General features: G+C 41.6%; 18 protein-coding genes. 11 read left to right on the top strand and 7 right to left on the bottom strand.

Annotated features, from left to right (window positions below):
* Nucleotides 1-9 precede the first annotated feature (9 nt).
* Nucleotides 10-1272, bottom strand: coding sequence for a lipid IV(A) 3-deoxy-D-manno-octulosonic acid transferase (gene waaA / locus AB4384_RS06800; protein WP_372129183.1), 1263 nt, complete (start codon nt 1270-1272; stop codon nt 10-12).
* A 132-nt stretch (nt 1273-1404) separates the two neighbouring features.
* On the opposite strand from waaA, the gene AB4384_RS06795 reads away from it, so the two are divergent.
* The 9 genes from AB4384_RS06795 to pseI all read left to right on the top strand — a co-directional run bounded on the left by AB4384_RS06795 (nt 1405) and on the right by pseI (nt 9918).
* Entirely contained in the window at nt 1405-2436 is a 1032-nt protein-coding gene (locus tag AB4384_RS06795) for a UDP-N-acetylglucosamine 2-epimerase (protein ID WP_372129182.1), read from the top strand.
* 9 nt (nt 2437-2445) lie between these two features.
* A complete protein-coding gene (locus tag AB4384_RS06790; protein WP_136981785.1) occupies nt 2446-3225 on the top strand; it encodes a glycosyltransferase family 2 protein in 780 nt (259 codons plus the stop codon).
* A 10-nt stretch (nt 3226-3235) separates the two neighbouring features.
* Nucleotides 3236-4315 carry a glycosyltransferase family 4 protein gene (locus AB4384_RS06785; RefSeq protein WP_372129180.1) on the top strand — a complete coding sequence of 360 codons (1080 nt, stop codon included), beginning with the start codon at nt 3236-3238 and terminating at the stop codon, nt 4313-4315.
* A 74-nt stretch (nt 4316-4389) separates the two neighbouring features.
* On the top strand, nt 4390-5403 hold the full coding sequence (gene pseB / locus AB4384_RS06780) for a UDP-N-acetylglucosamine 4,6-dehydratase (inverting) (protein ID WP_372129178.1): 1014 nt from the start codon (nt 4390-4392) through the stop codon (nt 5401-5403).
* Nucleotides 5400-6575, top strand: a complete 1176-nt coding sequence (pseC, locus tag AB4384_RS06775; protein WP_016797626.1) for a UDP-4-amino-4,6-dideoxy-N-acetyl-beta-L-altrosamine transaminase — start codon at nt 5400-5402, stop codon at nt 6573-6575. Before pseB ends, pseC begins: the two co-directional genes overlap by 4 nt.
* Complete coding sequence (gene pseF / locus AB4384_RS06770) at nt 6575-7264, top strand: pseudaminic acid cytidylyltransferase (RefSeq protein ID WP_016789203.1); 690 nt, start codon at nt 6575-6577, stop codon at nt 7262-7264. Before pseC ends, pseF begins: the two co-directional genes overlap by 1 nt.
* A 3-nt stretch (nt 7265-7267) precedes the next feature.
* A complete protein-coding gene (gene pseG, locus AB4384_RS06765) occupies nt 7268-8338 on the top strand; it encodes a UDP-2,4-diacetamido-2,4,6-trideoxy-beta-L-altropyranose hydrolase (protein ID WP_372125260.1) in 1071 nt (356 codons plus the stop codon).
* Nucleotides 8319-8876 carry a UDP-4-amino-4,6-dideoxy-N-acetyl-beta-L-altrosamine N-acetyltransferase gene (gene pseH / locus AB4384_RS06760; protein ID WP_372125258.1) on the top strand — a complete coding sequence of 186 codons (558 nt, stop codon included), beginning with the start codon at nt 8319-8321 and terminating at the stop codon, nt 8874-8876. Before pseG ends, pseH begins: the two co-directional genes overlap by 20 nt.
* Nucleotides 8869-9918: a pseudaminic acid synthase gene (gene pseI, locus AB4384_RS06755; protein ID WP_372125256.1), complete on the top strand. Its 1050-nt coding sequence runs from the start codon at nt 8869-8871 to the stop codon at nt 9916-9918. Before pseH ends, pseI begins: the two co-directional genes overlap by 8 nt.
* A gap of 4 nt (nt 9919-9922) precedes the next feature.
* Here pseI and AB4384_RS06750 read toward each other — a convergent pair whose 3' ends face one another.
* From AB4384_RS06750 to rfaD, 4 genes are all read right to left on the bottom strand, one after another.
* The gene (locus AB4384_RS06750) at nt 9923-11023 is read right to left on the bottom strand and encodes a hypothetical protein (protein WP_372125254.1); all 1101 of its coding nucleotides are present in this window, start codon (nt 11021-11023) and stop codon (nt 9923-9925) included.
* Nucleotides 11020-12285, bottom strand: a complete 1266-nt coding sequence (locus tag AB4384_RS06745) for an O-antigen ligase family protein (RefSeq protein WP_372129176.1) — start codon at nt 12283-12285, stop codon at nt 11020-11022. The genes AB4384_RS06750 and AB4384_RS06745 overlap by 4 nt, the downstream gene beginning before the upstream one ends.
* A gap of 10 nt (nt 12286-12295) precedes the next feature.
* Nucleotides 12296-13252, bottom strand: coding sequence for a lauroyl-Kdo(2)-lipid IV(A) myristoyltransferase (gene lpxM / locus AB4384_RS06740; protein ID WP_372129174.1), 957 nt, complete (start codon nt 13250-13252; stop codon nt 12296-12298).
* Between the two features lie 134 nt (nt 13253-13386).
* Nucleotides 13387-14328, bottom strand: a complete 942-nt coding sequence (gene rfaD, locus AB4384_RS06735; protein ID WP_010433822.1) for an ADP-glyceromanno-heptose 6-epimerase — start codon at nt 14326-14328, stop codon at nt 13387-13389.
* A gap of 152 nt (nt 14329-14480) precedes the next feature.
* Between rfaD and AB4384_RS06730 the strand changes: the two genes are divergently transcribed.
* Together AB4384_RS06730 and AB4384_RS06725 are read left to right on the top strand one after the other, a co-directional pair.
* A complete protein-coding gene (locus AB4384_RS06730; protein WP_017071086.1) occupies nt 14481-15644 on the top strand; it encodes a nucleotide sugar dehydrogenase in 1164 nt (387 codons plus the stop codon).
* A gap of 108 nt (nt 15645-15752) precedes the next feature.
* Nucleotides 15753-16391 (top strand): TetR/AcrR family transcriptional regulator, encoded by a 639-nt coding sequence (locus AB4384_RS06725; protein WP_017063104.1) that lies wholly within the window; start codon nt 15753-15755, stop codon nt 16389-16391.
* Between the two features lie 62 nt (nt 16392-16453).
* Here the strand turns inward: AB4384_RS06725 and AB4384_RS06720 are convergent, their stop codons facing one another.
* Entirely contained in the window at nt 16454-17605 is a 1152-nt protein-coding gene (locus tag AB4384_RS06720) for a murein hydrolase activator EnvC (protein WP_372129173.1), read from the bottom strand.
* 62 nt (nt 17606-17667) lie between these two features.
* Complete coding sequence (cysE, locus tag AB4384_RS06715; protein WP_009847961.1) at nt 17668-18489, bottom strand: serine O-acetyltransferase; 822 nt, start codon at nt 18487-18489, stop codon at nt 17668-17670.
* Nucleotides 18490-18575: the final 86 nt, after the last annotated feature.

Here is an 18575-nt window from a genome sequence, read left to right as displayed (position 1 = left end):
AAATAGTTGTTAGCTAAGAATGTATTCCAAGGTTTTATCCAACGCCCCTCGGTTCTGCTCAACTACTTGATAAGCCGCTAAGCCTTTAGTTTTGCGCAGCTCTGATTGTTTGAACAGTCGTTGGAGTTGGCCTGCGATATCTTGGCTATCTTGACATATAACCACGGCATTGGCTTCCAGTAGCTTGTCTGAGATCTCGCTGAAGTTAAAGTAGCTAGGACCATTCAATAAAGGTAGTTGTAGGGCTGCTGGTTCTAGAAGATTGTGGCCACCTACCTTATCGCCTACAAGGCTTCCTCCCATAAAACACACATCAGCACCACCGAGTAAGGTCAACATTTCTCCCATCGTATCAGCAATATACACTTCAACATCAGAGGCGATAGGTTGTTGACTTGTTCGAGTGATGGTGTTGAATTCTTGCTGTTTAGCCAGTTCCGTCACTTGGCTGAATCGTTCAGGGTGACGAGGCACAATCATCAGCAAGGTATTTGGATTGTCTTTAAGGAGCTGTTTATGAGCGTCTAAGATAATTTCATCTTCGCCTTGATGAGTGCTGGCTGCTATCCACACACAGCGTTCAAAGCCAATTTGTTCACGTAACGCTTTGCCTTTTGATACTTGTTCAGCTGAAACTTCAATATCAAACTTGATCGACCCAGTCACATGCACAGATGCTTTATCTAACCCTAATCGTATAAAACGCTCAGCATCACTTGGGTATTGGCAAAGTACTTGAGAGAGATTTTTGGCTAAGAGATCAAAAACGGCTTGGAATTTAGCATAACGCTGGCACGAGCGTTCAGATAGGCGAGCGTTGAGTACCGAAATGGGGATTCCAGCTTTCGCGACGCAGTGCAGTGTGTTTGGCCATAACTCGGTTTCCATGATTAGCATCTGTTTAGGCTGAACAGTCTTCAAAAAACCTCGAATACACCAAGAAAAATCAATCGGCATGTAGCGATGCTCGACTAAATCACCGAGTTTTTCTATCTGCTCTGCACCCGTGCTGGTTGTCGTGGTAACGATAATGGCTTGGTTTGGATTGCGTCGCTTCAGTTGCTTTATGATCGGTACGGCGGCAATCGATTCACCAACCGATACTGCGTGAATCCAGATAGGATTCTTACCTTGAGTTTGCGGTGTGATCCCGAAATGTTCTTTCCAACGCTGACCAAAACTTGGCTTTCCAGGTTTGCTCTTATAAAGCCCATACAGCAGTAGCGGAGAAGCTAATGACAATATGAGAGTATAGATAAGTCGTATAAGCATAAGAACAGTGACACCAGAAGGCAAAATCAATATTCAGAAGAGTATTTTCTTCAATCTCGAAAGTAAAGAGCGTTATAATTAAATGCTTAGTTGCGCTTTCAAACGGACATGGTGAATTTTATCTCATCGCTTATGCAAACCGATCAAACCTATCGTTTCTTGCTCTACGTCGAGCAAAATTATTCATTTGCTATTCTTCGCCCATTCTATGATTACGCGAAGCAACTCGGCCATGAGGTTAAGTGGTTGCTTGTTGGTGAAGACGCTTCTGAACATCTTTTACTGGATCAAGAGCAGAGCGTCTCTTTGACAGAAGCTATTGCCTTTAATCCTTCTGCCGTTCTAGTGCCCGGCGATCGTGTTCCAGCGTTTATTCCAGGGTTGAAGGTACAAGTATTTCATGGTTTGAACGAGAGCAAACGTGGGAACTTATACCCTGAACGTGGTCTATTTGATTTGTATTGCACCGAAGGCCATGAAAGAACAAGCTCGCTTGAGCCGCTAGCTAAGCAGCGCGGCTATTTTCAAGTTAAAGAGACCGGGTGGCTGAAGCTCGATAGCTTGTTTAATTATCAAACCAGTGACAAGCATTTTGAAAGACCTCAAATTCTATTCGCTTCCACTTTTTCGCCAAGTTTATCCTGTGCCGAATTGGTTTATGAAGAGCTTAAGCGCTTAAGCAAACTGAGCCAGTGGCAATGGTTAGTCACACTGCACCCTAAAATGAAGCTAGAGACACGAGAGAAATACCAAGCGTTGGAAGGTGATAATCTTCTGTTCTTCGATAATGATCGAGTGATTGAGATGCAGCATCGTGCTGATGTGATGGTATGTGACAACTCATCGATTTTTCAGGAGTTTTTGTTGCTCAATAAGCCTGTTGTTACGGTCAATAATCGAGACCCTCAAACGAGCTTCATTAATATAACCCAAGCGGAACAGTTAGAATCAGCAATTCAACAAGCGATGCTGCCTGATGAAGCAAGAGATAAAGCCATTGCTAATTATGGTCCGTCAATAACGCCATATTTGGACGGTCAATCCTCAGCGAGAGTTCTGAGTGCTATTACGGATGTGCTAGAAAGCGGTTGGCAGGATAAAAAACCAAAAAATTGGATTCGTAACTTTAAAATCCGTAAATCATTAAACTATTGGAAATTCTAGGGCTGAATAATGAGAAAACATACCCTGTCTGTCATTGTTATTACCAAGAATGAAGAAGACCGAATTGAAACTTGCCTAAAATCTGTCGTTGATATTGCCGATGAACTGATTGTTTTAGACAGTGGCTCAACAGATGCAACCGTTGAAATATGCCAAAAATATACAGATAACGTGACAATCACTGATTGGCCTGGCTTTGGTAAGCAAAAGCAGCGAGCGCTAGATAAAGCGACATGTGATTGGGTGCTATCAATTGATGCTGACGAAGCTCTCGATAAAGAGATGAGCGACGCTCTTGTTGAACTATTAAAACAAGATCAAATCAAACACACTGCGTACAAACTGCCTTGGGGAGTGACTCTTTACGGCACGACTCTAAAACATGGCCGCAGTGCTCGCGCAGTATTAAGACTGTTTAAGAGAGAAGGCTCTCGATATACGTTAGACGAGGTTCACGAGACAGTCGTTCCTGAGCAAGGCTCTACAGGTGTATTGAAGGGGTTTCTTCTTCATTACACCCATCGCGATTATGGTCACGGCCTAGATAAAGCAGCGCAGTACGCTTGGCTTGGTTCTCAAAAATATCACCGTAAAGGTAAGAAATCACATGGCCTATTCCTCGCTCTACTACGAGCGATATGGACGTTCTTCTTAGTCTATATTATCCGCCGTGGCTTTATGGATGGCAGTGTCGGTTTCATTATGGCTATGACTTACGCTCAAGTGAATTTCAATAAATATGTTGGCTTGTGGATTCTAGAAAACCGTTCAGAAGACCAAGCCAAATAGGAACCGATAGATGAAAATTTTAGTTTGTGCATCTTACTTACATGCATGGAATAGCTTACGCCCTGAAGCCGCGATCTTTATAGAGCTCGCGCGTCAAGGTCACCAAGTCACTATCATGACCCAAGGTGAGTCTGAGCATGTATCAAAGCTAGAAGAGCATGGTATCCGAGTAGTTGATGGCTATCCGAAACGTAAAATTTGTTTTGACACCATTAAAAAGATTCGCCACGAGCTGAAAACTCATGATTACGACATCTGCTATGCTTTTAACTCAAAGACGATACCTAATGCGGCGTTTGCGTGTATTGGTTTCAACGTTAAATTAGTCGTTTATCGAGGCACTACTGGAGGTTTATATCGACATGATCCAAGTGCTTATCTAACACAGCTACATCCTCGAGTAGATGGCATAGTTTGTGTTTCTGAAGCGGTTCGACAAGATGTGGTGAAGCGTGTTTGGAAGAACAAAGATAACGTTGTTACCATATACAAAGGGCATGAATTGGATTGGTATAAAGTACCACCAACCGAGCGTTCTGAGTTTGGTTTGAATGAAGATGATGTCGTCGCGATTACTGCAGCGCACGTAAGGCCAAGTAAGGGCATCTCTGTCTTACTTGAGTCGACCAAATACATTACTGCACCGAACTTCCATTTGATCTTAGCGGGCAGCGGCTACGAGCCTCATTTTGATGAGATGAAAGCAAGTCCTATGAGTGAGCGTATTCACTACATTGGTCATCGTACTGACATCCCTTCAATCATGTGTATGGCTGATTTTCAAGTTCAGCCATCGATTAGCGGAGAAGGGCTACCACGCACGATTGTCGAAGCGATGGCAAATGGCACAACCTCAGTAGTGACAACTACCGGTGGCGCTCCTGAACTCGTTGTAGATGGCGAGACTGGTTATATTGTCCCGACTGGTGACGCCAAGGCGTTAGGGGTGGCTATGGACAAGCTCGCACAAGATAAGGCAAAGTGCACAACAATGAGTGAAGCGGCTAAGAAGCGCCTAGATGAAAGCTTTAGTTCACGAGTGACAGTGAAGAAGCATTTGGAGTTTTTTGAGAAACTACTAGCCAGGTAGTTAGAAATTAATTTGAATTTAAAATTCTGAGTCTACAGACTAAGAATATAAAAGACATAATAGAGTAGTTGAATATGCTAAATAACAAAACAGTATTAATTACAGGTGGCACAGGTTCATTTGGTAAACAGTTCATTAAAACGATTTTAGAACGTTACCAAGATGTAAAGAAAATCATCATTTTTTCTCGTGATGAACTAAAACAGTTTGAAATCAAGCAACAATACCCAGCTAAGGATTTCCCTCAACTGCGCTTCTTTATTGGCGATGTGCGTGATCGTAATCGTATGATTCAAGCGTGTGAAGATGTTGATGTCATTATCCACGCCGCTGCGATCAAACAAGTAGACACTGCTGAGTACAATCCGACTGAATGTATTCGCACCAATATTGATGGCGCAGAGAATGTGATTAGTGCAGCTCTTGCGTGTGGTGTGAAAGATGTCGTTGCTCTCTCGACCGATAAGGCATGTGCACCAATTAACTTATATGGTGCTACGAAACTTGCATCGGATAAGCTATTTGCCGCTGCGAACAATATTAAAGGCTCAAAAGACATTCGTTTCAGTGTCGTACGTTACGGCAATGTTATGGGCTCTCGTGGTTCAGTTATTCCATTCTTTATGCAGAAAAAAGAAGAAGGTGTACTGCCAATTACACATGAAGAGATGACGCGTTTTAATATTTCTCTTCAAGATGGCGTGAATATGGTCATGTATGCACTTGAAAACCATTTGGGTGGTGAGATCTTTATTCCTAAGATCCCTTCGTACAAAATTCTAGACATCGCTGAAGCTATTGCGCCGGGCATGGCAACGATGGTTGTTGGCATTCGCCCAGGAGAAAAACTTCATGAAGAAATGATCACTGATACTGATTCTCTCAATACGATTGATTTAGGTCGTTATTACGCGATCCTTCCTTCTGTCTCTTTTACATACACAGAAGATGAGTACATGAATCACCATAAGGCTGAGAAAGTGCCTTTTGGTTTTAAATACAACTCAGGCACCAATACTGAGTGGGAAACGATTGAAGGTCTACGTGACCTAATCAAAGAACATGTTGATCCTAAATTTACAGTGTGAGTAGAACAGTGATTCCATACGGCAAGCAAGATATCAGTCAGCAAGACATTGATAGTGTAGTTGATGTCCTTAAATCTGATTTTCTAACTCAGGGGCCACAAGTTCCTGCGTTTGAAAAAGCGTTAACAGAACATACTGGTGCTCAGTATGCGTTAGCAGTGAATAGTGCAACCTCGGCTCTGCATATCGCTTGTTTGGCTTTAGGTTTGGGGGAAGGTGACTGGTTGTGGACAACGCCTGTTACTTTTGTTGCGTCTGCAAACTGTGGTCTTTATTGCGGAGCTAAAGTGGACTTTGTTGATATTGATTCAGCAACTTATAACATGTGCCCTAAAAAGCTAGAGCAAAAGCTAATTACTGCTAAAGCTACAGGAACTCTACCTAAAGTCGTAGTTCCTGTTCACTTATGTGGTCAGCCTTGTGATATGGAATCCATTGCTAAGCTAGCCAAAGAATATGGCTTTAAAGTCATTGAAGATGCTTCTCATGCTATTGGTGGTCAATATCATGAACAACCAATCGGTAATTGTAAGTATTCTGATATTACAGTGTTCAGTTTTCACCCTGTAAAAATTGTCACAACGGCTGAAGGTGGTGCTGCATTAACGAACCAGAAAGAGCTAGCGGATAAAATGGCTCTCTTGCGCAGTCATGGTATTACACGAGATCCTGAAATGATGACGGAAGCTTCTCATGGTGGCTGGTATTACCAACAGGTTGATTTAGGTTTCAACTACCGCATGACAGAACTTCAAGCGGCGTTGGGTGTCACGCAAATGCAACGTCTTGATGAATTTGTTGCGGCGCGCCATGTGTTGTCTAAGCGTTATAATCAAATGTTATCTGAATTACCCTTGGTACTTCCTTATCAACTTGAAAACACATACTCAGGTTTGCATTTATTCGTAATTCGTTTGAAGTTGGATGAGATATCATTAACTCATAAACAAGTGTTTGACGCCCTGCGTGAAAATGGTATCGGTGTTAATTTGCATTACATTCCTGTGCATACTCAGCCATATTACCAAGCTATGGGCTTTACTGAAGGGGAATTCCCTGAGTCAGAACGCTACTATCAAGAAGCCATCTCACTGCCAATGTTCCATGGTATGACGGAAGAACAGCAAAATACCGTTGTTCGTGTAGTAACTGAAATTTTGACAGGTAAATAATGAACGTTGCTATTATTCCTGCACGTGGTGGCAGCAAGCGTATTCCTCGTAAAAATATAAAGCACTTTCATGGCAAACCTATGATCGCTTACTCAATCGAGGCTGCACTTGCTTCGGATTGTTTTGATAAGGTTATTGTCTCTACTGATGATGCTGAGATAGCCGAGGTAGCGATAAAGTATGGTGCTGAAGTGCCATTTTTACGGCCTTCAAATATCTCCGATGACTATGCTACCACTATGGATGTGATACACCATGCAATAACTTGGTGCGCTAATAATGGCTGGGATATTGGTGATGTTTGTTGTTTGTACGCCACTGCTCCGTTTGTTTTACCTGAAGATCTTCAGAAAGGCTACGAGCTACTTAGAGGAAATAGTGTGCAATTTACATTTGGTGCCACATCGTTTCCTTTTCCGATTCAGCGTGCCATTAAGCTTGATGAGCAAGGCTATGTTTCGATGTTTTCGCCTGAGAACGAACAGGTAAGATCACAAGACTTGGAAGAAGCGTATCACGATGCTGGCCAGTTTTATTGGGGTCGTAAAGATGCTTTCCTGAATAAACTATCGGTGTTTTCCAGCCACTCTAAGGCCGTGCTCTTGCCGAGAAAACGCGTTCAAGATATTGATACCCAAGAAGACTGGGAACTGGCCGAATCTCTTTTTTCAGCATTGAGGTTAGGATAAACAATGAAGGTTACCTTCCGAGTAGATGCGTCACTATTTATCGGTAGTGGCCATGTTATGCGCTGTTTGGTGCTTGCTGATGTATTAAAGAGTAAAGGTTTTTCTGTATGCTTTGCATGTTTGCCTCAGCCTGGGAACATGATTACATATATCCGCGATAGAGGCTTTGACATGTTAGAGCTGACTCCCTCTTGCCTACAAATGACTCCCTCCCATAGCGCTGATTATAAAGCTTGGCTTCAACGTAGCGTTGAAGAAGATGCAAATGACTTTCTATCTAAAGTTGATTATTCCGAGTGGGTGATTGTGGATCACTATGCGCTGGACCATGAATGGGAAAGCATCATTATTGGTAAGCTGTCATGCGCTATTTTATCGATTGATGACCTTAACCGTGAACACTGTAGTGATATTATTCTTGACCAAAACCTATGGCCGAACATTTCAAAAAGATATTCGGATTGTTCTGCTACCAAGCTCCTTGGTCCTGAATATGCTCTTTTAAGAGAGAGCTTTTCAACATTGCGGGATTCGCCCCGAGATTCAATATCCAATCAACTCTTAGTTTTTTTTGGTGGAACAGATCCTACAAATGAGTGCGAGAAGTTTATTCTTGCAGCAAATGAGTTTAAGAGGCTCCCGTTTAATACTATTTTGATCACGGGGAGAATCAACCCTCGTTTTGATGCTTTGATAAAGCTTAATCAAAATAGCAATGTTTCTATATACAAAAATTTAGAGAGTTTTGATTTATCTTTAAGTAATAGCAAATATGCAATTGGCGCCTCAGGAGTAAGTAACTGGGAGCGGTTTTGTCTTAGGGTTCCTGCCTCGATAGTTTCCGTAGCGGAGAATCAAGTATTACTTTCAAATTACTTGTCAGATTTAGGGTTTGTTGAATACTTAGGTGAAGGTATAACGACGAGTACCGATACTTATGCAATTGAGCTAGCGCGTTTATGTGAAAGGTGGGATTACATCAAACCTTTTAGTGATTTTGAAGTTGATGGCTTTGGTGCGAATAAGGTCGCTCAAACAATGGAGAGCTTTTGTCGTGAAACAAAGAGTGATTAAATTTAGGCTACTTGAAGAAAGTGATTTAGAAGAAATTCTCGCTTGGAGAAACTCTCCAGATGTTAGAAAAAATATGTACACCTCTCATGAAATCACTATGGATGAGCACAAGTCATGGTTTTCTAGCATGTGCAAGGATAGTTCAAAAGAATATTTTCTAGCAGAGTTAAATGGAGAGCCAGCAGGTGTTGTTGGATTTACTGATATAAATCGAATTCCTGGAATCGCTTCTTGGGCATTCTATGCATCGCCCAATGCGGTAAGAGGCACAGGTTCTTTGATGGAATATCGAGCGCTAGAGCATGCATTTACTGAATTAGATTTGCATAAATTACGCTGTGAGGTTTTAGGTTTTAATCAACCGGTAGTGAAGTTACATTCCAAATTTGGCTTTAAAGTTGAAGGTACTCATCGAGATGCTTTCTTCAATGGGACTGAATATCACGATGTAGTACATTTGGGTATCTTTTCACATGAATGGAAAGGTATTAGAAACCTTATGAAAGATAAATTGAGAGTATACGAAGAGAATGAATAAAAACATATACATCGATAATCGAGAAATTGGTCCAAATTGTCCTCCATATATTATTGCTGAACTTTCTGCTAACCATAATGGCGATATAAACCGTGCTTTTCAGATTATGGAAGAAGCAAAAAAAGCAGGTGCTGATGCGATTAAACTTCAAACCTATACCCATGAAACAATCACTATGGATAGTGACTCGGAAGAGTTTCAAATTCATGGCGGTTTATGGGATGGCCAAACTTTGTATGAGTTGTATAAAGAAGCGCATATGCCTTGGGAATGGCACAAGCCTTTGTTTGAAAAAGCAAAAGAGTTAGGTATTACAATCTTTAGCTCACCTTTTGATTTCACAGCTGTAGACCTATTGGAAGAACTTGACGCTCCCGCATACAAAATAGCATCTTTCGAAGTGGTTGATTTACCTTTGATCAAGCGTGTTGCTCAAACTGGTAAGCCGATGATTATTTCAACCGGAATGGCCAACGAGGAAGAGATTGCAGAAGCAGTAAAAACAGCAAGAGACAATGGGTGTACTGAATTAGTTGTACTGCACTGTGTAAGTGGGTATCCAGCACCAGCTGAACAGTACAATTTAAAAACTATTGCCGATATAGCCCAACGATTCGAAGTCTTGTCAGGCCTTTCTGATCACACGATTGACAATGCTACTGCGGTTGCTTCGGTGACTCTAGGTGCATGTTTGATAGAAAAGCATGTCACGATGGATCGAAACGGTGGTGGCGCAGATGATAGCTTTTCTCTTGAGCCTCATGAGTTAGCTGCATTATGTAAAGACACGAAAACGGCTTGGCAAGCGATGGGGCAAGTGAACTACGAAAGAACAGAAGCTGAAAAAGGTAATGTTAAGTTCCGTCGATCTTTATATGTAGTAAAAGACATAGCGAAAGGTGAATTGTTGGTGCCTGAAAATGTTCGTAGCATCCGACCTGGGTTTGGTTTAGCGCCAAGACACTACGAAGACGTTATAGGAAAAAGAGCTTTATCCAATATAGAAGCAGGAACCCCTTTAGCTTTTGGATTATTTAAATAAAATATTATGTCATTTTAGATAGCTGGATAGAGATTCTCTCTCGAAGGCTATCTTTGTTTATTTCTAATTTACTTATGATATCTACAAAGTTAGACACTTCGCTATCAGGAATTAACTTATATATGTTACAATACTCTTCCATACCGATACCCGCTGAAGAGTTAATTGATATTATGTTAACAGTGTCTGTACTAGATAGTAAATAAAGCTCTAAAGGCTGTTTGTTCGATAAGAAAGTTATCCCTCTTTCTTTGAAAGACAAATAATCTAATTCATTTTCTTTCGGATGTAATTTTAAAACTGGTTCAAATCCTTTACTTCTACTTTTCGATATTATCAAATCATAAATTTCATGAAAGAAACCGTTATCAATAAGCTTTCCCTTCAGTTTATTGAATGTTGGCTGCGTTGCAATAATTAGTGTTTTCCTATTTAAAATATGAGAACTATCAAACTTGAAGCAGCGTTGAATATTTAAAATATTCGTTTTGTTTTCAGATAAAACTAGTTTTTTACCTTTACTTATTACAGATCTAGGTAGTTTTTCTGGATGTATCGCATAAATATAATTACATTGTTTTCTCTCGCCAAACACATAGCGCTTCGGGTTTTTATTTGAGAGTAAGCGAAGGAGTTGTTTCGGTTTAGAGTCTATTTTGTGTTCAACATAATTGCCCATACCATCTTCAATCATTGAGTACGATGCCGATAGTAGTCTAAATAATCTAGACATTTTGTTATTGTCATTATATAGAAATAGGGTGTTGATTGTGCTATCAACATTCAAATTACCATCGTATTTTTTAAATAACATTATGAGGTAAGATTTTAAATTATCAGGTATGGACCAACCACGTAATGCACAGAATAAGAGGTATTTTCCTTTAAAACCACTTTCCTTCATATACATTACTAGCTGCTTTCTACTAACCAGGACTAGCTCAATATTATCTGGCAATTGTTCGCAACTTAAGCTTTTAGGGTCAACGTGTTGATAATCATAGAAAAAAATTATCATTGAAGATGTGGCACTACCTTGTGATTTATACAGACTAAAAAGTAGATGTCTTACGGTAGAGCAAATATATAGGTCCTTATTTTTCATCTTCCTCCCCTAACTTTACTAGACATAGCTGAACTCAAAATAATACTAGTCCAGACTAGATAAAAAATTGTTCCGGAATTGTGATTGAAAAAAGCTTGCGTGAGGCAATAACCAACCATAAGTATAACGCTTACTATTCCAAGTAGACTAAAGTTCTTAGCATTTTCACAAGACGATGAGCTGTTCAATATCTTAAAGAAAAGGAACAAGGGTACTAAAAATATAGCTATTAAAGCACTTAGTCCTATTATCCCTGTAACCGAAGCTGCCTCTAGAAATTGATTATGCTCATGGTAAGTCATTCGAGATACTTGCTTATCTATAATGCCAGCATCACCTAATGATTTTCTTTTTTCGAGTCTTCCATCAGTGCCAGCACCCACTAATGGGTTTTCTAAAAAAGTGATTGATGCACTTTTCCATAAGTTGAGTCGAATCCCCACTGAGGTAAAGGCATTGGTGCTTGAGTTGTACTGGCTGTAATCACTGATAGCTTCATTGACTCGAGAGGTAACAGTATCATTAGTACTAAGAGTAGCAACTGCAAGTGATATTGAAAAAAGAGTTAATAGGATAACTTTGATACGGAACAAGTTGAACTTGTAGTGGATAATTACAAGCGTAGCAACAGGAACGAGTAACCAAGAGCCTCTACTTTCAGATTGCAAACTGGCCCAAGATGCCAAGGCGAATGCAATCAAAGACATGATGGAGAATAGATAGTTCTTCTTTTTGATTTCCAATAACGCTATAGCTAGACTAGACATAGCAAATGTGGTGACCATGCCACCCGTCTGAATCTGCATGTAACCTTCAAACCAAAGGTTAGGAATACGCCCATCAAATGCTCTTAGTTCGGGATAATTTTGTAAAAAGTATAGGGCAACTACCGCTGAACAAATTGAGGCTATATTTATCCCGACAGCGAGGCTCCTCCATGATGGTGGGTAGCGCAGTAGTGCAATAAAAATAGGAATAGTGAGCAGCGCTCTACTCGGCTTGTCTATAAAGCTCCACTTCTCACCATGGATAAGCTTTAATACGACAAAAGAGATGAAATAATAGCAAAGTGTATATAAAAAAAGCTTTTCCTCAGAGCTTAATTGAGGTTTATTCTTATTAATAAATAAGCTAGCAATACAAGCGAGCAGTAAGAGAATACTTGAGTAGTTGTATCCCGAGCCATAAGCAATGCATATAACAGGAAAGCAAGCAGCAAAAAAGGGTACTGTTTTTGTCTTAGAAAAATGAGTAGAGGACATTGAATTGTGGTTAATTACTATAAGGGTTTACATTACTTTCAGGACGAGTCTTAAGCAGCCTTAAGATCCACATATATTGCTCTGGGTTTTTGCTCACGTAATTTTCAATACATTGGTTCATCATACGTGCGTCCTCTTCTTCGCTTCCTGTTGGGAAGGGTAGAGCAGGGTAGAAGTCCAGGGCGTATTGGCCTGTACTGCTATCGTATTGAGCAAACAAGGGCACAATTTTAGCTTTACTTAGTTTTGATAGGCGACCAAGGCCTGAAATAGTTGCTTTTTGAGTCGCGAAAAAGTCAACGAAGACACTGTGCTCACGGCCAAGATCTTCATCAGGGAGGTAGTAACCCAGGTACCCATCACGTACCGACTTGATGAAAGGTTTGATACCACCGCTGCGATCATAAACACGACCGCCGTATTGCACGCGCTGTCGGTGCATTAGCCAGTCACTGAGTTTGTTTTTTTGTGCTTTCGCCATCGCAGATACAGGTAAATTGCGTGAAGCTAATAATACCGCTGGGATATCGATAGCCCATGTGTGTGGCACCAGCAAGATCACATTCTCGCCACTGTCTGTAATATCGGTTAGGTTGCTCAGGCCGTTTATCGCAGTGTTATTCTCTAGCCAAGTTTTACTCTTGAGTGTCAGTGAAGCAAATCCCATCAAAAATGAGATGGAAGTAACGTATGACTGATAGAGAGTTTCTTCGCGCTCTTCGATAGATTGCTCAGGGAAACACATCTCAAGGTTAACTCGAGCCCGGCGGTTAGCCTTATTCTTAATTTTTACAGCTTGCTTAGCCATAAACTTAGCTAATGCTAAACGAATGCTGTTAGGTAAGAAGCAGACTAAAGACGATAACAAAACAGCAATCCAAGTTCCCCAGTATTTAGGTGCTAGAAAACCCCATTCAAACTCAGGGTTGTAAGCTTTTGGATCAAAATCATTGCGTTGTGTGGTCATTCATTCACTACATTATTTAAATCAGAGAGTTAACTTAATATCGGTCACTCTGGGAATGATTATATTCGTTAGACATTCCCAATAATACACGCTAAAAGTAGGGTGTATTATTGGTCCTAATCTGAAATATACCGTTAAGCGTTTACGATCTTCATGTACTCAGCAACGCCATCGGCTACTGCTTTAAACTCGATATCGCAACCTGTACCGCGAAGCTTCGTTAGGTCTGCTTGAGTGAATTCCTGGTAAGCGCCTTTTAAATGCTCAGGGAAAGGAATCGTTTCGATTTCGCCTTTACCATGGTGCTTGATAACTGCCTTGGCGACTTCTTCAAACGACTCAGCATTGCCAGTACCTAGATTAAAGAGGCCAGATACCCCATTCTCTAAGAACCACAAGTTTACAGCCGCGACATCACCCACATACACAAAATCACGCTTAAAGGTTTCGCTACCTGCGAACAATTTCGGGTTTTCACCGGCATTCATTTGGTTGTTTAGGTGGAAAGCGACAGAGGCCATGCTGCCTTTGTGTTGCTCGCGTGGACCATAAACATTGAAGTAACGGAACCCTACGATTTGCGAAAGCGTTTCGTTGTGTGCTGCTGCATCCGCGGTTAAGCGACGAACGTAGTTATCAAATTGTTGTTTTGAATAGCCGTAGACATTCAATGCACCTTCGTACTCTCGTTCTTCAATGAAAGTGTCGGTCTCACCGTAAGTTGCAGCTGAAGAGGCATACAAGAAAGGAATTTCACGTTCAACACAGTAATGAAGTAGCTCTTTTGAGTATTCATAGTTGTTGAGCATCATGTATTTGCCATCCCACTCAGTGGTAGCAGAGCATGCTCCTTCATGGAAAACAGCTTCAATATGACCAAAATCATCACCGGCCATGACTTGAGTTAGGAAGTCATCACGATCCATGTAATCCGTGATGTCTAGGTCTACAAGGTTCTTAAATTTCTTACCATCTTTTAAGTTGTCGACGACTAGAATATCGTTGTGGCCCGCTTCATTAAGCGCCTTAACAATATTGCTGCCAATCATGCCAGCACCACCCGTTACGATAATCATAATTTTCTAACTCTTTTGAATACAAAACTGTCACGAGTATAGCAAGGAATGGATAAAGCGGGCTAGTGGAATAATTCCCCAACCAGAGTATGATACGGCAAGCTAAGTTATAAATTATGTTGAGTTAATTACTCAAAACTATAGGTATTATCATGAAGATTGCAGTAGCCGGTACAGGGTATGTGGGTCTGTCAAACGCTATGCTTTTGGCACAACATCATGAAGTCATTGCGGTAGATATCATCGATGAAAAAGTGGCAATGCTAAACAATAAGCAGTCACCGATTGTAGACAATGAGATTGAGCACTTTCTATCAAATAAGACGCTGAACTTCATGGCAACAACGGATAAAGCCGCTTACAAAAATGCTGAATTTGTCATCATTGCTACACCTACCGATTATGACCCTAAAAACAATTATTTTGATACCAGCTCTGTAGAATCTGTCATCAAAGACGTCATGGAGATCAATCCTGATGCGGTGATGGTTATTAAATCAACGGTGCCGGTTGGCTATACCGAGCGTATTAAGCAAGAGCTGAACTGCGAAAACGTCATGTTCTCACCGGAGTTTTTGCGTGAAGGCAAGGCCCTGTACGATAATCTACACCCATCACGTATTATCGTTGGTGAATGTTCTGAACGCGCTAAAGTGTTTGCGAATCTTCTTGTGGAAGGTGCGGAAAAAGAAAACATCGACGTACTGTTTACTCACTCAACGGAAGCAGAAGCAGTAAAGTTATTCTCAAATACTTATCTAGCGATGCGAGTTTCTTATTTCAATGAGCTTGATTCTTACGCGGAAGCGCATGGCTTGGATTCTCGTCAGATCATAGAAGGTGTTGGCTTAGACCCTCGTATCGGCAATCATTACAACAACCCTTCATTTGGTTACGGTGGTTACTGCTTACCAAAAGACACCAAGCAACTATTAGCAAACTATCAAGATGTACCAAACAACATTGTGGGTGCGATTGTTGATGCAAACCGTACCCGAAAAGACTTCATTGCGGATTCAATTATTAAGCGCTCGCCTAAAATTGTCGGTATTTATCGTTTGATCATGAAGGCGGGCTCTGACAATTTCCGTGCTTCTTCCATCCAAGGGATCATGAAGCGTTTAAAAGCCAAAGGCATCGAAGTCGTCGTGTTTGAACCGGTATTGAAAGAAGAGCACTTCTTTAACTCGAAAGTCTATTCTGATCTTGCTGAGTTCAAAGCGGTGTCCGATGTGATTGTTTCTAATCGAATGGTAGAAGAGATCGCAGACGTTGCAGATAAAGTGTACACACGAGATCTGTTTGGCAGTGATTGATTCGGCTCTATTTTAGCTAATGCTAATTAGACCAGATGTTAACAGCTCGATCTATCCGTTTAGTGGCGATATACTGAACCCCTAAACGGATAGGGATACTAATAACTAATGAAAACACGTGACAAGATTGTTTACGCTGCTCTAGAGCTTTTTAATGAGCACGGTGAGCGTAGTATTACGACCAATCATATTGCTGAGCATATCGAGATTAGCCCTGGTAACCTCTACTACCATTTCCGCAACAAGCAAGAAATTGTCCGTGACATCTTTACTCTCTATTCGACAGAGTTACTTGAAAGGTTCACACCGATTCAAGGCCAACAAGAAAGCCTGACGTTACTAAAGACTTACTTAGATTCTATCTTCACACTGATGTGGAAGTACCGATTCTTCTATGCGAATCTGCCTGAAATATTGTCACGTGATGAAAAACTCCACCTTGATTACATGGCCGTACAAGAAAAGCTGCAAACGAATCTTGTCGATATCATGCGAGCCTTCGTTGAGTTGAACCTGCTCAAAGCAACGGATACGGAAATGAAATCGATGGTCACTTCTCTTCACTTGATCGCATCGGGTTGGTTGGCGTATCAGTCTGCGATGTCTCCAAAAGCCCAAATTACAGAGCAAGTGGTACATCAAGGGATGCTACAGATGATAGCGACTGTGAAGCCTATTGCGACTGCCCAAGGTTTTGAGCAGCTGACACTGTTGGAAGATGGTGTAAGGGCGTTGAACTCTAAGTAGAAAGATACAAGTAAGCGGTATACGGGATTCGAAGAAAGATACTCGCATCCCGTATCTGCTCTTTATCGAACTAACCAACTCTTCGGGTTTTGGGCTTGGCTGTTTCTGCGAATCTCAAAGTACAGTGAAGGGCGCGTTTGGCCGCCAGTGTCACCAGCAAGCGCAATCGCTTCGCCAGCTTTAACCTTGTCACCTTCTTTCTTTAAAAGTGCTTGGTTAAAGCCGTAGAGCGTCATATCACCTTTACCGTGGTCAAGTAGCACCACTAATCCATAGCCACGCAGATACTCTGCAAATACCACCGTGCCAGAGTAAACCGATTTTACCTGCTGACCGTACTTGGCGTTTATCACCATGCCTTTCCAGTTAATTTGCCCCGTTTGGCGTGAGCCGTAGTTATGCAGAACTTTGTTTTTGATTGGCCAAGGCAGTTTGCCTTTACGTTTGGCTAACCCATCCATAGGGATTGCATTACGTCTCTCGCGAGCAGCTTTTTCCGCTTTCGCTATTTCAGCTTTTAGGCGAGTTTCATTTCGCTGAAGCTCTGCCAAGTAATTTTTATCACCCGAGATGTTTTTCTTGATGCTGCCAACGGTTTTCTTACGCTGAGTTTGAGTCTTAGATAGCTTGTCGCGCTTGGTGGTTTGCTGTTTTAGCAGTGTTGCTATCTGTTCTTGCTCAAGTTGACGCTGTTTGTGGCTTTCTTCTAATTCAAGTTGCGTCTGTTCAATCGTTTTGATTGTTGCGGAGCGCGCTTTGGCAAGGTGTTGGTAATAGTGACTGATGCGATCTTCTTCCACGCCAGTGTTGAGGATGTGAGAAGACGCTTTAGCTCGACTTGTCATGTAGTAAGTCTGAATCAGTTGTTCTAACTTGTCGGTATGGATTTTTTTCTGAGCCGTAAGCGCTTTAATCTTGGTGTCTAAGTTGGCAAGATTTGCATTGGCCGTATTGAGTTGCTTTTTACTGTCTAGAATCGCCTTTTCAAGCGACACAATCGACAGCTCTTGTTTCTTGAGGTTTGCCTGTAGGCTATCGAGTTTTTTTTGCTGTGAGGAAAGGTTTTTTTGTTGGCGAGATATTTCGCTCGATACGCCTTTCAGTTCCCCCTGAGAGGCGGCAAATGACGATGTAGATAACAGAGCAACACAAAGGCTGGTAGATATCAGAAGAGTCCGGCTAATGGCTCGAATTTGTTTCATCATTATCGTCATTTAATTGTATTCATCTGCTCTTGATTTTTCGAATTTCGCTGAATCGAATCCCGAATCTGCTCTTAAATCCCATCACCATGGATGAAGTTCTGAGAACGCCCGTTGAACCCTTGATCCATATCTAAAGAGGGTTTGTCTGTTTTCGGTTTACCGACAATTTTTGCAGGAACCCCAGCGACTGTCGTATGAGGTGGAACTGCCTGAAGAACCACAGAGCAAGAACCAATTTTCGCGCCTTCACCCACTTCAATGTTGCCGAGTATTTTAGCGCCGGCACCAATCATTACGCCTTCGCGGATTTTAGGGTGACGATCGCCACCTTCTTTACCTGTACCACCAAGGGTCACGTCTTGAAGAATCGATACATCATTTTCAACGACGGCTGTTTCACCAATTACAATGCCTGTCGCGTGGTCGAGCATGATCGCTTTACCGATACGAGCTGCAGGGTGAATATCCACTTGGCAAGCAACAGAGATTTGGTTTTGTAGGTAAGTGGCAAGTGCGATACGGCCTTGTTTCCACAGCCAGTTAGCTACTCGGTAACCTTGCAGAGCGTGGTAGCCTTTCAGATAAAGCAGAGGCATCGAGTACATCTCGACCGCAGGATCTCGATTTACCGTTGCGCAGATATCACAAGCGGCAGCATCAATAATCGATTGATCTTGCTTGAATGCTTGTTCAACCACTTCACGTACTGCCATTGCTGGCATTGAAGCCGTCTTTAGCTTGTTTGCTAGGATGTAGCTAAGGGCTGCACCTAAACTTTCATGGTTGATGATCGTGGCATGATAAAAACTCGCAAGCATAGGTTCTTGCTCCGACTGCTGTCGAGCTTCCTTCACAATGCATTGCCAAACTTTTTGTTGTTCACAGTGTTTCATTTTACCATCCATTCCTTTAAACCAGATACGTGTAGCGAGATGAGAGATGCGAAGAGCGACAAGAACAGATTAGAGTAGCGAGGTGC

This window comes from Vibrio sp. 10N.261.51.A4, assembly GCF_041471945.1.
GTDB classification, from domain to species: Bacteria; Pseudomonadota; Gammaproteobacteria; order Enterobacterales; family Vibrionaceae; genus Vibrio; species Vibrio crassostreae_C.
The sequence above is the reverse complement of the archived record's forward strand: the minus strand, read 5'-3'. Positions and strand labels throughout refer to the sequence as shown.

Excerpts from the sequence above, each read along its gene's own strand:
- AB4384_RS06745 (WP_372129176.1), bottom strand. The coding sequence starts at position 12,285 with ATGTCCTCTACTCATTTTTCTAAGACAAAAACAGTACCCTTTTTTGCT.
- AB4384_RS06725 (WP_017063104.1), top strand. The coding sequence starts at position 15,753 with ATGAAAACACGTGACAAGATTGTTTACGCTGCTCTAGAGCTTTTTAAT.
- pseF (WP_016789203.1), top strand. The coding sequence starts at position 6,575 with ATGAACGTTGCTATTATTCCTGCACGTGGTGGCAGCAAGCGTATTCCT.
- AB4384_RS06730 (WP_017071086.1), top strand. The coding sequence starts at position 14,481 with ATGAAGATTGCAGTAGCCGGTACAGGGTATGTGGGTCTGTCAAACGCT.
- rfaD (WP_010433822.1), bottom strand. The coding sequence starts at position 14,328 with ATGATTATCGTAACGGGTGGTGCTGGCATGATTGGCAGCAATATTGTT.
- lpxM (WP_372129174.1), bottom strand. The coding sequence starts at position 13,252 with ATGACCACACAACGCAATGATTTTGATCCAAAAGCTTACAACCCTGAG.
- cysE (WP_009847961.1), bottom strand. The coding sequence starts at position 18,489 with ATGAAACACTGTGAACAACAAAAAGTTTGGCAATGCATTGTGAAGGAA.
- AB4384_RS06750 (WP_372125254.1), bottom strand. The coding sequence starts at position 11,023 with ATGAAAAATAAGGACCTATATATTTGCTCTACCGTAAGACATCTACTT.
- AB4384_RS06790 (WP_136981785.1), top strand. The coding sequence starts at position 2,446 with ATGAGAAAACATACCCTGTCTGTCATTGTTATTACCAAGAATGAAGAA.
- pseI (WP_372125256.1), top strand. The coding sequence starts at position 8,869 with ATGAATAAAAACATATACATCGATAATCGAGAAATTGGTCCAAATTGT.
- pseB (WP_372129178.1), top strand. The coding sequence starts at position 4,390 with ATGCTAAATAACAAAACAGTATTAATTACAGGTGGCACAGGTTCATTT.
- waaA (WP_372129183.1), bottom strand. The coding sequence starts at position 1,272 with ATGCTTATACGACTTATCTATACTCTCATATTGTCATTAGCTTCTCCG.
- AB4384_RS06795 (WP_372129182.1), top strand. The coding sequence starts at position 1,405 with ATGCAAACCGATCAAACCTATCGTTTCTTGCTCTACGTCGAGCAAAAT.
- pseG (WP_372125260.1), top strand. The coding sequence starts at position 7,268 with ATGAAGGTTACCTTCCGAGTAGATGCGTCACTATTTATCGGTAGTGGC.
- AB4384_RS06720 (WP_372129173.1), bottom strand. The coding sequence starts at position 17,605 with ATGACGATAATGATGAAACAAATTCGAGCCATTAGCCGGACTCTTCTG.
- AB4384_RS06785 (WP_372129180.1), top strand. The coding sequence starts at position 3,236 with ATGAAAATTTTAGTTTGTGCATCTTACTTACATGCATGGAATAGCTTA.